12 protein-coding genes are annotated in these 14,272 nt (G+C 62.3%); 7 read left to right on the plus strand and 5 right to left on the minus strand.

Translation table 11 applies throughout. The annotated features are described in order from the left end of the window. Positions 1 to 4: 4 nt before the first annotated feature. From C8C92_RS07430 to C8C92_RS07450, 5 genes are all read left to right on the plus strand, one after another. On the plus strand, positions 5 to 964 hold the full coding sequence (locus C8C92_RS07430; protein ID WP_096234185.1) for a CobD/CbiB family protein: 960 nt from the start codon (positions 5 to 7) through the stop codon (positions 962 to 964). A 225-nt stretch (positions 965 to 1,189) separates the two neighbouring features. Next, the gene (locus C8C92_RS07435; RefSeq protein ID WP_029496213.1) at positions 1,190 to 1,525 is read left to right on the plus strand and encodes a DUF3579 domain-containing protein; all 336 of its coding nucleotides are present in this window, start codon (positions 1,190 to 1,192) and stop codon (positions 1,523 to 1,525) included. An 81-nt stretch (positions 1,526 to 1,606) separates the two neighbouring features. After that, complete coding sequence (locus tag C8C92_RS07440) at positions 1,607 to 2,056, plus strand: CBS domain-containing protein (RefSeq protein ID WP_099760358.1); 450 nt, start codon at positions 1,607 to 1,609, stop codon at positions 2,054 to 2,056. A gap of 205 nt (positions 2,057 to 2,261) precedes the next feature. After that, positions 2,262 to 3,080, plus strand: coding sequence for an AraC family transcriptional regulator (locus C8C92_RS07445; protein ID WP_099760357.1), 819 nt, complete (start codon positions 2,262 to 2,264; stop codon positions 3,078 to 3,080). A gap of 2 nt (positions 3,081 to 3,082) precedes the next feature. Continuing rightward, entirely contained in the window at positions 3,083 to 4,564 is a 1,482-nt protein-coding gene (locus C8C92_RS07450) for a carbon-nitrogen hydrolase family protein (RefSeq protein ID WP_165829315.1), read from the plus strand. 192 nt (positions 4,565 to 4,756) lie between these two features. Here the strand turns inward: C8C92_RS07450 and C8C92_RS07455 are convergent, their stop codons facing one another. Further along, complete coding sequence (locus tag C8C92_RS07455) at positions 4,757 to 5,497, minus strand: GntR family transcriptional regulator (protein ID WP_071079073.1); 741 nt, start codon at positions 5,495 to 5,497, stop codon at positions 4,757 to 4,759. A gap of 388 nt (positions 5,498 to 5,885) precedes the next feature. Here C8C92_RS07455 and C8C92_RS07460 point away from each other — a divergent pair, with 388 nt between their 5' ends. Beyond that, positions 5,886 to 8,549 (plus strand): TonB-dependent receptor, encoded by a 2,664-nt coding sequence (locus tag C8C92_RS07460; protein WP_116743417.1) that lies wholly within the window; start codon positions 5,886 to 5,888, stop codon positions 8,547 to 8,549. A 256-nt stretch (positions 8,550 to 8,805) separates the two neighbouring features. Further along, a complete protein-coding gene (locus C8C92_RS07465) occupies positions 8,806 to 9,927 on the plus strand; it encodes a heparan-alpha-glucosaminide N-acetyltransferase domain-containing protein (RefSeq protein WP_116745871.1) in 1,122 nt (373 codons plus the stop codon). Positions 9,928 to 10,045: 118 nt separating this feature from the next. On the opposite strand, the gene C8C92_RS27405 is transcribed toward C8C92_RS07465, so the two are convergent. The 4 genes from C8C92_RS27405 to C8C92_RS07480 form a co-directional block, all read right to left on the minus strand. After that, the gene (locus tag C8C92_RS27405) at positions 10,046 to 10,198 is read right to left on the minus strand and encodes a hypothetical protein (protein ID WP_165829317.1); all 153 of its coding nucleotides are present in this window, start codon (positions 10,196 to 10,198) and stop codon (positions 10,046 to 10,048) included. 79 nt (positions 10,199 to 10,277) lie between these two features. Then, positions 10,278 to 11,594, minus strand: coding sequence for a hypothetical protein (locus C8C92_RS07470; RefSeq protein WP_099760354.1), 1,317 nt, complete (start codon positions 11,592 to 11,594; stop codon positions 10,278 to 10,280). A 158-nt stretch (positions 11,595 to 11,752) separates the two neighbouring features. After that, on the minus strand, positions 11,753 to 12,886 hold the full coding sequence (ugpC, locus tag C8C92_RS07475; RefSeq protein WP_116743418.1) for a sn-glycerol-3-phosphate ABC transporter ATP-binding protein UgpC: 1,134 nt from the start codon (positions 12,884 to 12,886) through the stop codon (positions 11,753 to 11,755). Positions 12,887 to 12,900: 14 nt separating this feature from the next. Then, complete coding sequence (locus tag C8C92_RS07480; RefSeq protein ID WP_116743419.1) at positions 12,901 to 14,247, minus strand: MFS transporter; 1,347 nt, start codon at positions 14,245 to 14,247, stop codon at positions 12,901 to 12,903. Between the last annotated feature and the right edge of the window lie 25 nt (positions 14,248 to 14,272).

Raw genomic sequence — 14,272 nt, forward strand, 5'->3', positions numbered from 1 at the left:
TTTGATGACATTTCTCTCCATACTTTGCGCATTGCTGATCGAGCAGCTCAAACCTTTGCGCGCGGACAATCCGATCTACGCCGAAATCAAGAGCCTGGCAATGCGCATGGAGACCTGGTTCAATGCCGGCCATGCCAACCATGGCCGCATGGGCTGGTTCCTCATGATCGGCGTGCTGATGCTGCCGACGGCAGGCGTGTACTGGCTCTTGCAGCATTATCAGCTGACCCTGCTGGCTTTTGCCTGGAACGTTCTCATCGTCTACCTGACCCTGGGCTTCCGCCATTACAGCCATTACTTTACCTCCATCCAGCTGGCCCTGAGCGCCGGCGACGAAGCGACCGCGCGTACCTTGCTGGCCGACTGGACCAAGCTCGACACGGTGGGCATGGAAGCGAGTGAAATCGCCCGCATCGCCGTGGAAAAAGCCCTGATCACCACGCATCGTAATGTATTTGGCGTCTTCTTCTGGTTCCTGATGCCGCTGGGCCCTGCCTGCGCCGTGATGTATCGCGTGGCCGAATACCTGGCGCGCGCCTGGAACGAACCCGAGCACATGCGCAATGAAGCGTTCGGCCAGTTCGCCGCGCGCGCCTTTTACTGGATCGACTGGATCCCCGTGCGCCTGACGGCCGTGGCGTTTGCCGTGGTCGGCAATTTCGAGGATGCCATCTATGCCTGGCGCAATTTCGCCCAGCGCTGGCAGGACGAGGCCATCGGCATCATTCTGACGGCCGGCGGCGGCGCCATGGGTGTACGCCTGGGCACGCCAGCGGAAACGGCGGCCCGTGTGCTGGTGACCCCGGACATGGCCGTCGATGACAGCGACAGCGAAAGCGATATCCTGCCCGGCGAAGAGCCGGGCGCGCGCGCATTGCAGAGCACGGTCGGCCTGGTCTGGCGCGCCTTGCTGCTGTGGATGCTGCTGCTGCTGTTGATGTCGGGCGCCGTTTTCCTCGGCTGATGCGGGTGCACACGCGCCATCCATGCGCCTTGCGCGTGGAACAAGGTTAAAATAGGGGCTGGCGCGTTACGCGTGCCGGCCCCTGTTTGCAGCGTCAGGGCAGATCGAGGTAGAACCCAAGTCTTCTATAAGATATAATACTGGCTTACCGCAGCAAACGTAGTTGAATTACCAGCCCGGCTTACCCGCCGGGGCCATTCACGCAATCCAGTCCCGACAAGCCACATGGCCGAGTTATCTCAAAAAACAGGGGAACTCTCAGACGAGTTCTTCATCCTTGGTCTCACCAGCAATGGCAAGCAATTCCGACCCAGCGATTGGGCCGAGCGCCTTTGTGGAGTGATGTCCTGTTTCAATCCCGAAGGTGGCGGGCGCAATGCGCACCTCCAGTATTCGCCCTACGTGCGTCCGACCGTCGTCAATGGCGTCAAGTCGGTGGTGGTCAACACCAAGCTGCGCGAGATCGAGCCGATGGCGTTTCACTTCGTGCGCGAATTCGCCAAGGATAACGACCTGCAGATCGTCGAGGCCTGCTTCCTGCCGCCCCCCGAAGAAAAGTAAGCCCCGTTTCATTGATTTGCCTCAAACCCGCTACGCCGGGCTGGCGTAGCGTGGACACTCTGTCTCAAACGGAGTGGCAACATGCGTATCGGCGACATCTGTACCCTGCACACCATCCATTGCCAGCGTGACACCAGCGTGCAGGACGCGGCGCTACTGATGCGCCAGCATCATGTGGGCGACCTGATCGTGGCCGAACAGCCGAATGGCGAGCGCGTCCCCATCGGCATCCTCACCGACCGCGACATCGTTATTTCCGTCATCGCCCTGGGCCTCGACCCCGCCAGCCTGCTGGTGGGCGACATCATGAGTGCGCAACTGCTCACCGCCAGCGAAGACGAAGACGTCTACGACATCATCGAACGCATGCGCGTCAACGGTATCCGCCGCTTGCCCGTGGTCAATAGCTTGGGCGGCCTTGCCGGCATCGTCAGCATCGATGACCTGCTGGCCTTCCTGGCCCAGGAGATGGCCGAGCTGGCACGCATCAGCAGCGGCCAGCTGGTCCACGAAAAGCGCACCAGAAAATAGGAACACCTGTCAAAACCTGCTGCGCGTCGCGCTTTGCGGCCGGCGATGCTCACCGTACTTCAGTACGGTTGCGCTTCTCAGCCACAAATCACTGCCGCTCGCTACGGTTTTGTCAGGTGTTCCGCTAGCGCGTATTGCGCAATTCCGGTCAAGTCACGGCTTGCTGAAAATGCTACAGTCGCTGCTCGTTCAACGGGAAGCGTTCATGCACTATCTGGCCAAGGCACTCTGGTATATCGAATCGCATTACGCGGAGAATATCTCGCTCGGTGATATCGCCCACGTGGGCGGCGCCTCGCCGTGCCACATGACGCGCGCGTTTGGCCTGGCCACGGGCCTCTCCGTGATGCGTTATGTGCGGGCGCGCCGGCTCAGCGAGGCCGCCCTCGTGCTGGCGCAGGGCGCGCAAGACATTCTCAGTGTTGCGCTGCAGGCTGGCTACAGTTCCCACGAAGCATTTACACGGGCTTTCCGCGAACAGTTCCAGATGACGCCGGAAAGAGTGCGGGCCCAGCGCCATGTGGCCAACCTCGCGCTGGTGGGGGCCATCAAAATGGACGTGGCGCCTGGCGTGCCCCTGGAAGCGCCCCGTTTTGAGCAGGGGCCCGCCTTGCTGGTGGCGGGCCTGGTCGAACGTTATCGCGCGGAAACGTCTGCCGGCATTCCCGCCCTGTGGCAGCGCTTCCTGCCCCATGTGGCGCCCGGCCAGTTGGTGTATGGCGTGTGCTGCAACAATGACGATGCGGGCAATTTCGATTACCTGTGCGCCATGCCGGTGAGCGACTTTTCCCAGGCCCCCGACGGCTGGACGCGGCTGCGCATCGCGCCGCAGCGCTATGCCGTGTTTCACCACCGCGGGCATATTTCCACCATCCGCGTCACCTGGCATTCGGTGTGGAACGAGTGGCTGCCACAGTCCGGGCTGGAAGTGGCCGACGCGCCCGATTTTGAACGCTACGACCAGCATTTCGATCCTGCCAGCGGCATCGGCGGCGTGGAAATCTGGCTCCCCTTGAAAGCATGAGCATGCTCGATATCTTGTCTGCCCCGGCTGCCGGCGCCACCGCGCTGCGCCAGCGCCTGTTGCAAACCGCCGCCGCGCTGGCGGCGGGCCTGCCCCTGTACTGGGTGCTGGGGCCGCAGCCGCTGGGCTGGCTGGCCTGGTGGGCGCCGCTGCCCGTGCTGTGGCTGGCCCTGCGCTCGTCGCGCCGCGATGCGGCCTGGATGACGTTCCTGGCCGCCATGCTGGGCCTGTCATCCAACGTTGCCTATTTTCGCCTGCTCATGCCCTTGCCGGCCGTGCTGGCCGTGATGCTCGTCAAGGCACTGTTATGGCTGCTGGTAGTGCTGGCGACGCGGCGCCTCGTGCTGCGCTACCGCTCCGGCTGGACGGTGCTGGCGTATCCCGTGCTGTGGGTCGCCATCGATACCTTGATGGCGGCCTTGCTGCCGGATGGTAATTGGGGCAGCCTCGCGTATTCGCAAGCGGATAACGTTGCCGTGCTGCAGGTGGCGGCCCTGGCGGGCGTGCCCGGCTTGCTGTTTTTGCTGTGCCTGGCGCCATCCGCGCTGGCCTTGCTGCTGGCCGGTGGGCGCGCGTATGCGCCAGCGGCGGGCGCCACCGCACTGTTGCTGGTGGTGGCGTGGACGGGTGGCGCTTGGCGCGTGCAGGGCGTGTCGGCATCAAGCGAGTCGGCATCAAGCGAGTCGGCACCAGGCGGGCCGCTGGCAGGGCTGGTGGCCATTGATGACTTTATCGGCCCGGCCACGCCGCCGGCGCGCGCGCAAGCCATCTGGGACCAGTACGTGCGCCGCGTTGAAGAGTTGGCCGGGCAGGGCGCCAGGCTGGTGTTGTTGCCGGAAAAGATCGCCGTGCTGACACCGGCGCAGGCGGACGCCGTGCGGCTGCGTTTCCACGCACTGGCGCGCGGCACGGGCGTGTGGATCACCGTGGGCATCGGCGTGCACGACGCTGCCGGCCGGCGCAACCTGGCCTGGCTGTTTTCTCCCGATGGCGCCGCGCCCGTCAGCTATCAAAAACATCATCTGGCGCCGCCCGAGCGCGATTTTCTTGCTGGCAGCGCGTATGCCGTCCAGCCGGTGGCGGGGCAGGCCATGGGCCTGGCCATTTGCAAGGACATGCATTTCGCGCCGCTGGGGCTGGCATATGGTAAAGCCGGGGCGCAGGCGATGCTGGTGCCGGCCTGGGATTTCCAGTTTGACGCCTGGATGGGCGCGCGCATGACCGTGGTGCGCGGCGTGGAAAACGGCTACGCGGTGCTGCGCGCGGCGCGTGAGGGCGTGCTGACGGTCAGCGATGCGTATGGACGGGTACTGGCGGAGCGGGCCAGCAGCAGCATGCCGGGCAGCACCTTGCTGGCGCCGCTGCCGGCGCATCCGTCCGTCTCCACCTGGGCGGGATGGCTGGGGCCGCTGTTCGGCTGGCTGTGCGTGGCGCTGGGCGCGATTTTGCTGTGTCTGGGCCGCCGCGCGGTGCCCGCCGCCTGACGCATAACGGCACGTTTTGCTGCAATGCGCAAAACCGCGTTATGCGCCCTTTTTTTATATTCTCCGCACGCAGCCACATAATCGCCGCCGATGATTGCACCATCGCCGTGCATATATAGGCGCGTTGCCGGTATATATATTGCACCGCAATAAGTGGTGTTATCGGGTATTGAGAAATTCGCGCGGCTGGTATTAATTGGTACTTAATTCGGCCACGAAGTCATACATATCGCCGCGGAAGTAGGAGCGGCAAAATTCCACGGCGCGGCCATCGCGCAAAAAGCCCAGTCTTTCCACCGACAAGCCCGCGTCGCCTTCCTGCGCCTGCAGCAGGCTGGCCTGTTCCCCCGTCAACAACAAGGCGCTGAGGCGCTGCAAGGCGCGCACGGGCCGGTTGCCTGCCTGTTCCAGCGCGTCATACATGGACACGTCGACGGCGTCGAGCGCCGGCAGGCAGCTGGCGACGATGGTCGCGTACTCCAGGCACATCGGTATCTCGTCCGCATAGCGGATGCGGTGGAAGCGGTACACGGGCGCGCCCGGCGACAGCCGCAGGCGCAAGGCCTCTTCCGGCGTGACGGTGCCCTCTGCGCGCTTGAGCCACACGCTGCGGGGCGTGCGCCCGCGCGCCCGCATATCCTCGGAAAACGAGGTCAGCTTGGCGAAATTCTTCTCGATGCGCGTATTGATGAAATTGCCCGAGCCGGGGCGCCGCACCAGCAAGCCCTCGTTGACGAGGCCATCGATGGCCTTGCGCACGGTGATGCGCGAGACGGACAGGTCGCTGGCCAGCTGGCGCTCGGCCGGCAGGGCTTCCTCGGGGCCAAGGATGCGCTTGTCGATCGCTTCGCGCAGCGCGCGCTGCAGTTGCTGGTACAGGGGCAGGCTACTCGTCTGCCCCAGGCCTTGCATGATGTGAGCCAGGGTTGTCATACGCTGAGGGTCTCCGTTACGGCGCGTTGCAGACGCGCTCTGTAGCTGTTTTGTGTCGCTGGATAATACCAAAAAAGACCGTTATAAAACCAATTTGAATTATCAGGCCGGCAATTTATGCCTGGCCTCGCTGGTATTTACCTCGCTCATACGGGCTACGGATTGATTCAGGTGAAGTGGTCTGTGTGATTCAAACAACGTTATAAAAAAAAAGTTGCAACTGGTAGTGTTCTGGTATTGGATAGTAGTATATTGGCGTTGAATTGGTTTTGTAAGTGGTTGTACCGAAGGGTCTGCAGCATGCCGGCGAGAGTGGGCGGGCTGGAAAGAAGATCTACGTTAAAAATGAAAAGGGTCCAATCCTGGAGCCTAAATCAAGGGGGAGTACATGAAACGCAATTTGACACCTGCAGCTGCCGTCGTGAAATCCGGATCGCGTAGCCGTACGCCGATCGCTACGGCCGTTGCCGTGATGGTCGCTGGTCTGGCCTTTTCGGCGCAGGCGCAGGAAGCACCCGCCGACGATGTGCCCACCGTAGTGACGGTGACCGGCGTGCGTGCCTCGCTGGAAAAATCGCTGAAGCAAAAACGTAATGCGGATTCTGTGGTGGAAGTGGTCACCGCCGAAGATATCGGCAAGATGCCAGACCGTAACGTGGCTGACGCGATCCAGCGTCTGCCAGGTGTGAATACCCAATCGTCTGCCGGTGGCGAAGGCGGCTTCGGCGAAAACGACCGCGTCAGCCTGCGCGGCACCAGCCCGAGTTTCCAGCAAACCCTGTTCAATGGCCACGCCATCAGCACCGGCGACTGGTTCGTCTTGAACCAGTTCGGCGGCAACGTCGGCCGCAGCAGCAGCTTTTCCTTGCTGCCATCGGAACTGGTGAGTTCCGTCGTCGTGCACAAGAGCACCACGGCCGACCTGCCCGAAGGCGGCGTCTCGGGTGTGATCGACGTGATTACCCGCCGTCCGCTGGAATTCAAGAATCAGATCACGGCCGAAGGTTCGATTCAGGGCTTCCATAATGACCTGGCGGGCAAGACCGATCCGCAGTTCTCCGGCCTGGTGAACTGGAAAAACGACACGAACACCCTGGGCATCATGGTGCAGGGTTTCTCGCAAAAATCGACCGTGCGTCGCGATGGCCAGGAAATCCTCGGCTACACACCGATTCTGGCCAACAGTGCCGCAGCGCTGGCCCATCCTGAACTGGCTGGCGTGAAAGTGCCGACCTTTATCGGCGCGAGCCTGTTCGAACAAAAGAAAACCCGCGAAGGCGGCGCGTTCGACATCGAACTCAAGCCGAACAAGGACTTGACCCTGGATGTGAATGGCTTCTATTCGCAGCTGAAGGCGCCGCATCAAAATACCAACTGGCTGGCCGCACCGGCGAACTCGATCAACAGCGCCAACCAGGTACCGACCAACTACACGGTCAAGAGCGGTACCCTGACGGCTGCCACGTTTGCCACCAACTCGGGCGAGGTCGACAATATCTACCGTCCTGACGCAGGCGGCGAATCGTACTACCTCGATTTCAACTTCAAGTACCGCGCCACCAAGGACCTGACCCTGAGCGGCAAGCTGGGCAAAACCCACGGCGTGGGCTATGACCGCGACGATGTGTACTACCAGAATAACGTCGACGGCGGCATGGTGTACCAGTTGAACGGCATGAGCCCGGCCAACGTGTCCTATCCAGGCGGCACCACCACCAAGCCAGGTTCGACGGCATGGGCGGGCGGTGGCGAATCGCGTTCCGTCGACCAGGAAAAATATGCCCAGATCGACGCCGAACTGCGCCTGTCCTCGGGCGTCTGGGACTCGATCAAGTTCGGCGGCCGTCTGACCGACCACAAGCGCGCTGCCGAGCATCCGTTTGAAACCCGTCCGGGCGCACTGGGCTTCTCCAATCCGGGCCCGGTCTGGAATGGCACGATGTACCCGAGCGACTTCGCCAGCAATCTGGGCGGCAACCTGTCGAGCAACTACTTCAAGTACGACGGCGCGGCACTGGGTGCCTGGGGCGCGGCCAACGGCAACCGCCTGTTCGACTACGTGCGTCGCCACAACTGGACGGACGAATTCAAGCTGCAGGAAAAAACCTCGGCAGTCTATGCCATGGCCAACCTGACGGGCGACAACTGGAGCGGTAACTTCGGCCTGCGCGCCGTGCACACCAAGCAGTCGACGCTGGTCAACCAGGCCGGCGGCCCGATCACCGGTTCCGACTGGGGTCCGTACTCGCAGCACTTGTACGAGCGCAGCTACAATGACTTCCTGCCTAGCGCCAACATCAAGTTCGATGTGCGCAATGACCTGGTCGTGCGTGGCGCCATTGCCCGCACCATCGCCCGTCCTGACTACAGCGCGCTGGGCGGCTCCGTCTCGCTGAACGACGATGCATTGAGCGGTGCAGGCGGCAACGTGAAGCTGAACCCGGTCAAGTCGGATAACGCCGAAGTCAGCGCCGAATGGTATTTCGCGCCGAGGTCGGCCGTTTCGGCGGGCCTGTTCTACATGGACTTGAAATCGGTCGTGTCGAACGGTACCACCAGCGCCACTTACTTCAACAGCAAGCGCAATGCCAATGCCGTGTACCTGATCACGTCGCCCTTCAACACCAGCGGCAAGAACAAGGGCGTGGAATTGAGCTACCAGCAACCGCTGTTCGGCGATTTCGGCATCCTGGCCAACTACACCTATGCCGACGGCAAGCTCGACAATGGTGACGAGCTGGTCAATGCATCGCGCAACACGTACAACCTGACGGCTTTCTACGAAGCCAATGCCCTCAGCGCACGCCTGGCCTACAACTACCGTTCGGCTTACAAAGCGGGTGTGGACCGTGGCGCCAGCCAGCACGTTGCAGGCGCGGGCGGCCTGGCCGGTTCGCTCAATTACAAGATCAACGAACACTTCACGGTCACGTTCGATGCGCTTAACCTGACGAACACCACCATCAAGATGTACGCTGAGAACAAGGATCAGCCACGCGCTTTCTATAGCAACGGCCGTACCTTCTACCTGGGCCTGCGCGGCAAGCTGTAAGCAAGACGATCTGGCCTGATGCGCCCGCATCAGGCCAGGTCTTCCTCGGTCTTTCAAGCAAGTTCCTGCTTCAGGGGCTTGCTTTTTTTTTGCGTTCACCGGCAGGGCAGCTTCTGTCTTTTTTACGCCAGGGCTGTCCCCGCCGGTCGCCAGCATGACTTGCGCCCGCTACGTTTGTATCCGGCGGCGTAAGGTTTTCGGCCGCCTCCTTGCCGCAAGCAGGAAGGCGGTTTTTCTCATCTGGAATTGTTTGATCATGACTATTGCATCTCAACGCTACCTCGCCCTCGACGTCCTGCGCGGCCTGACCGTGGCCCTGATGATCGTCGTCAATACACCGGGCGACTGGGGCAGCGTGTATGCGCCGTTCCTGCATGCCGAATGGCATGGGTTTACTCTGACGGACCTGGTCTTTCCCAGCTTTTTGTTTGTCGTCGGCAATGCGCTGGCCTTTGCGCTGGGGAAATATGAACACCTGGGCCATGGCGCCGTGCTGGCCAGGCTGTGCCAGCGCAGCGCGCTGATCTTTTTACTGGGCTTCCTGCTGTACTGGTTCCCTTTCTTCAAGATTGACGATGCGGGCCAGTTCGCCTGGTCACCGCTGTCGCATACGCGCATCCCCGGCGTGCTGCAGCGCATCGCCGTGTGCTACCTGGCCGCCGCTTTGATCCTGCATTACTGGAAGACGCGCGGCGCGCTGGTCTTTTGCGCCTGTGCCTTGCTCGGCTACTGGGCCATCCTGGCATGCTTTGGCGACTACAGCCTGCACGGCAATGCCCCGGCCAAGCTCGATCTGATCCTGCTGGGCGACAGCCACCTGTACCACGGCGAAGGCCTCGCCTTCGATCCGGAAGGTATTCTCGGCACCTTGCCGGCCATTGTCAACGTGATTGCCGGCTATCTGGCGGGCAGTTTTTTACGCCAGGCGACGCCGGCACAGCTGCGCTCCAGCCTGGTTCAGCTGGCCGTGGCCGGCGTCATCTGCGTGGCCGTGGCCCTGTGCTGGAATGAAGTATTTCCGATCAACAAGAAGCTGTGGACCAGCTCTTACGTGATGCTGGGCATCGGCCTGGACTTGCTGCTGCTGGCGCTGCTGATGTTCATCATCGATGTGCGCAAGATCACGGGCTGGACGTATTTTTTTGAAGTTTTCGGCAAGAACACCCTGTTCATTTACCTGGTGTCGGAAGTGCTGGTGATTATCGCGTTTACCGTGCACATCGGCAGCGGCAACCTGTACCAGTGGCTGTACCAGCAGTGGTTTACGGGCTGGGCGCCGGCGCGTGTGGGCTCGCTGCTGTTTGCCGTCAGCTTCATGCTGCTGTGCTGGCTGATCGCCTACGCCATGGACAAGCGCAAGATCTACATCAAGGTCTAGCGCTAGACCTTCAGCTTCAGGCCGTAACGCGTGGCCACTGCGGTGAAGAGCAGCCGCAGGTCGGCCGCCAGCAGGCCCAGCGCGAACCAGGCCATGAAATGGAGGCGTTGCCGATAGCTCAGCGCGGACCCGCATGTTCGAGCCAGAGGGCAATGCCTGGCATGCCAGCCAGGTAGTTGACCCAGATCATGGTGACGATCACGCAGCCGCGAAAGGCGTCCAGGCTGATCAATCGTTCAGGTGCCGGTGCGGGGGGGGTGGCTGGCGGCATGGAAGGCGGAAAAGGTCGAAAAAAAAGCAGCCCCGGCCTGAGCCGGGAACTGCTTTGCGCATGCTGCGGGGCGCCGGAATTACTGCGCCGCTGCTGCCGGTGCCGCCGCTGCCGTGGCAGGACGGTTCAGCCACAGGATCCAGTAGCGTGCCAGGTCGCCCACGCCGTCGCCGCCCTTGACCGTTTCCAGGACCTTGATGGCGTCGTCTTTCTTGCCGGCCATGGCGTAGGAATAACCGAGGCGCAGTTTGGCGTCTTCTGGACGCTTCAAGCCGCCCTTGGCGATGCCCTTCTGGATCAGGTCGATACCTTTGTCGAACTGGTCCATCGTCACGAAGGCGTAACCGAGGTTGATCAAGCCCGTGCCATCCTTGCTCTTCATGGCCGAGGCTTCGCCGCTGGCGATGCTTTTCGCATCGTCGGCGGCAGCCTTGTTGGCCTGGTCGCGCAGTTTCTTGTGCTTGGCGGCATTCGCGTCCGTGCCCAGCACGCCTTTGGCAAAGCCGGCGTCGAGGACTTTTTTCGCTTCTGTCGGGAAGGCGTTCTGCAAGGCGATTTCAGCCATGTCGCTGTAATCTTGCGGCGGCATGGTGCCCACGGCCTTGAATTGCAAGCGCAGCACGTCCAGCGCGAAGCGGTCCGAATAGCCGGCTTTTCCCTGCAGACGGCCCAGCAAGTCGCTCCAGTAGTCATCCGACGGGTAGTAGCGCACCAGGTTTTCCATGGCGATCAGGTAGGTGGCCGGATCCTTGCTCTTCGAGCCCGTGTTGGCCAGCAATTGCAGTTCTTCCAGGCTAGGTGTCTTGCCCGCTTGCTGTTGTGCCGTGATATCGGCCAACAATTCCTGTTTTGCACGCGCAAAGTCATTGCCCAGGTAATAGGCGCGCACGATGTACTTGCGTACGCTGGCGACATCGCCCGTTTCCGTCTGGTAGCGGGTGAACCATTTGATGGCGGTTGGATAATCCTTGGCGTTGTAGTGGTAGTTGGCCAGCGCCTGGATGAAGTCGCCCTGGGCTTTCTTGTCCAGCTTGCCCGATTCGATCACCGCTTCCAGTGCCGTCATGGCCATGGCCGTATTGTTGGTGGTGGAGGCCAGCGCCACGCGCAGGCGGTTCAGCACGAACAATTCGTAGGGCGTCAGGGCGGGAATGGCGGCTGCCTGGTCGATGCGACTTTGCACGTCGGCGTAGTTTTTCGCATCCATCGAGGCCTTCACGACAGCCGGATCGAGCAGCTTGAATACTTCAGGACGTACCGTGTCTGCGGGCACGGCGGCGGGTGCACCGGCGGCAGCGGCTGGCTTGGCATCCTGCGCGTGCGACAGGGCAGGCAGGACATTGAGGCCGATGGCGGCCAGGAGCAGGCTGAGACGGGCAAGACGGAACTGGGACATGGGTTATCCTTCAATCAATAACAAAAATACGCTCCGGTACTGCTTGCCGCAACAGGGCGCGGTGGCATTACCGGGGGCAGGGAATCTTAAAAAACACGTATTCTGCCATCCTGACCGCACAAGTCAAAGGGCGGCAGCATGGTAAACAAAGGCTATTGTCACATAAACGGCTGGGCTGGAGCGCCAAACGTGCGCGGCAGCGCCTGGCCCTCCGCATTGAACAGCAGGCAGTGCGCGCGTGGCAAGTGCAGGCAGAGGGCCTCGCCTGCCTGGCGCAAGCCCGCCTCGGCCGGCAGCTTGACGGCCAGCATCTCGTTTACCCCCTGCATGCTGGCGTAGACGATGGCCACGTCGCCCAGGTACTCGACATGGCTGACGGCCGCGTCGGCCACGTTGTCACCCGCATGGGCATGCGCGCGCAGGCTGACATGCTCGGCGCGCACGCCCAGGGTCAGCTGCTCGCCCGGCGTGACGCCATCACCGTGCGCCTCGACCTCGATCACGGCGCCGCCGGGCAGGCGCACGGCCACCGTGCCGGGCCCGCAGGCGACGGCCTCGCAAGCGATGAAGTTCATCTTCGGCGCGCCCAGGAAGCCGGCCACGAACAGGTTGCCGGGATGGTTGTACAGCTCGTGCGGACTGCCCACCTGCTCGATGCGCCCGCCGTTGAAGACGACGATGCGCTCGCCCAGGGTCATGGCCTCGACCTGGTCGTGCGTGACGTAGATCATGGTGGTTTTGAGTTCCTGATGCAGGCGTGAAATCTCCACGCGCATCTGCACGCGCAGCGAGGCGTCGAGGTTCGACAGCGGTTCGTCGAACAGGAAGACCTTGGGTTTGCGCACGATGGCGCGGCCGATGGCCACGCGCTGGCGCTGGCCGCCCGACAGGTCCTTCGGTTTGCGTTTGAGCAAAGGCGTGATCTGCAGGATCTCGGCCGCGCGTTCGACGGCGGCGCGCACCTCCGCCTTCTTGTGCCCGGCCAGGCTGAGGGCGAAGGCCATGTTTTCGTACACCGTCATGTGCGGGTACAGGGCATAGCTCTGGAAGACCATGGCCAGGCCCCGCTCGGCCGGCGCGATATCGTTGGCCAGCTTGCCGCCGATATGCAGCTCGCCGTCCGTGATGTCTTCCAGCCCGGCGATCATGCGCAGCAGGGTCGATTTGCCGCAACCGGAAGGCCCCACGAAGACGACGAATTCGCCATCGCCGATAGCGAGGTCGATGCCGTGGATGACCGGGTGCTTGTCGTCGTACAGCTTGACGATATTCTTTAAAACGATATGTGCCATGTGGTGGTTCTATCCTAGCTGGCGCTGGCTGGCGCCTGGGGGGAATCGGCCTTGCTCAGGTCGGGTTTGCCGGCATCGGCCTTGGCGCCGATGCGCATGAAGCGCGACAGGATCAATACGGGCACGGCCGACACCAGCACCCACAGGAAAAAGGTCTTGTAGCCGAGCGCCGTCTGGATGTCGCCGCTGATCATCTTGAACAGCACGAAACCGAGCTGCATCACGCCGGTGGCGAACGCATAGTGGGCCGTCTGGTACTTGCCGACGGAGACCACCTGCATCATGAACAGGATCAGGCCGACGAAGCCGAAGCCGTAGCCGAACATTTCCACGCTGAGTGCGGCCGTGATCAGGGTCAGGTCGGTGGGCATGCTGTGGCTCAGGTAGTAGAACACCAGATTCGGCAAATTCATGGCCAGGATCAGGAACAGCATGGCGCGTTTCAGGCCCAGCCAGGAAGTGAAATAGCCGCCGCCTACGCTGCCCAGCAAAAAAGCGACGGTGCCGGCCGTGCCGTACACGGCGCCCACTTCCGTCGTCGACAGGCCCAGGCCGCCCAGCTCGCGCGCTTCGCGCAGGAACAGCGGGCCGATGGTCTGCACTTGCGCCTCGCCGGCACGGAACAGGATGATGAAGGCGATCATGCCCCAGATGCCGGGCTTTTTCAGGAAGTCCACCAGCACGTCCCACAGGGTGCTGCTGATGCCGGCCACGCTCTTGTCGGCCACGGCAACGTTGCGCACCTGCGGCAGCGCCCACAGGTGATACGCGGCCAGCGACAGCATCATGGCGCCGATGATCAGGAAAATCACCGACCAGGCAGGCTTGACGCCGATATTTTTTTCCAGGTAGCCGGCCAGGATCACCAGGCCGCCCAGCGAGATAAACTTGCCCGCGTTGAAGAAGGCGCCCTGCCAGCCCGCGTAGGCCGCCTGCTGTTTGTCGGACAGGCTGGCGATGTACAGGCCGTCGCAGACGATGTCGTGCGTCGACGAAGCCAGCGCGGCGACGAACAGCACGGCGATGCAGGCGGCGAACCACAGCGGCGTTTGCAGCGCCAGCGCGATCAGGCCCAGGCTCAGGCCGCCGAGGAACTGGAACAGCACCACCATGGTCTTCTTGCTCGACGCCAGCTCCAGGAAGGGGCTCCACAGCGACTTGAAGACCCAGGCAAAGCCGATCAGGCCCGTCCAGCGGGCGATCTGGTCGTTCGGCACGCCCATGCTCTTGAACATCAGGCCGGCCACCAGGGCCACCGCGTAAAACGGCAGGCCCTGGGCGAAGTACAAGGTGGGCACCCACGAAATCGGGCTGCGGACGCCGCCCTTGTTACGGTTGCTGCTGCTGGTCTTGTCGTTCATGGATGCTTCCTCGGGTCGTCTTGAA

Origin of the sequence: Janthinobacterium sp. 78 (assembly GCF_003096775.1) — a bacterium.
GTDB classification, from domain to species: Bacteria; Pseudomonadota; Gammaproteobacteria; order Burkholderiales; family Burkholderiaceae_D; genus Janthinobacterium; species Janthinobacterium tructae.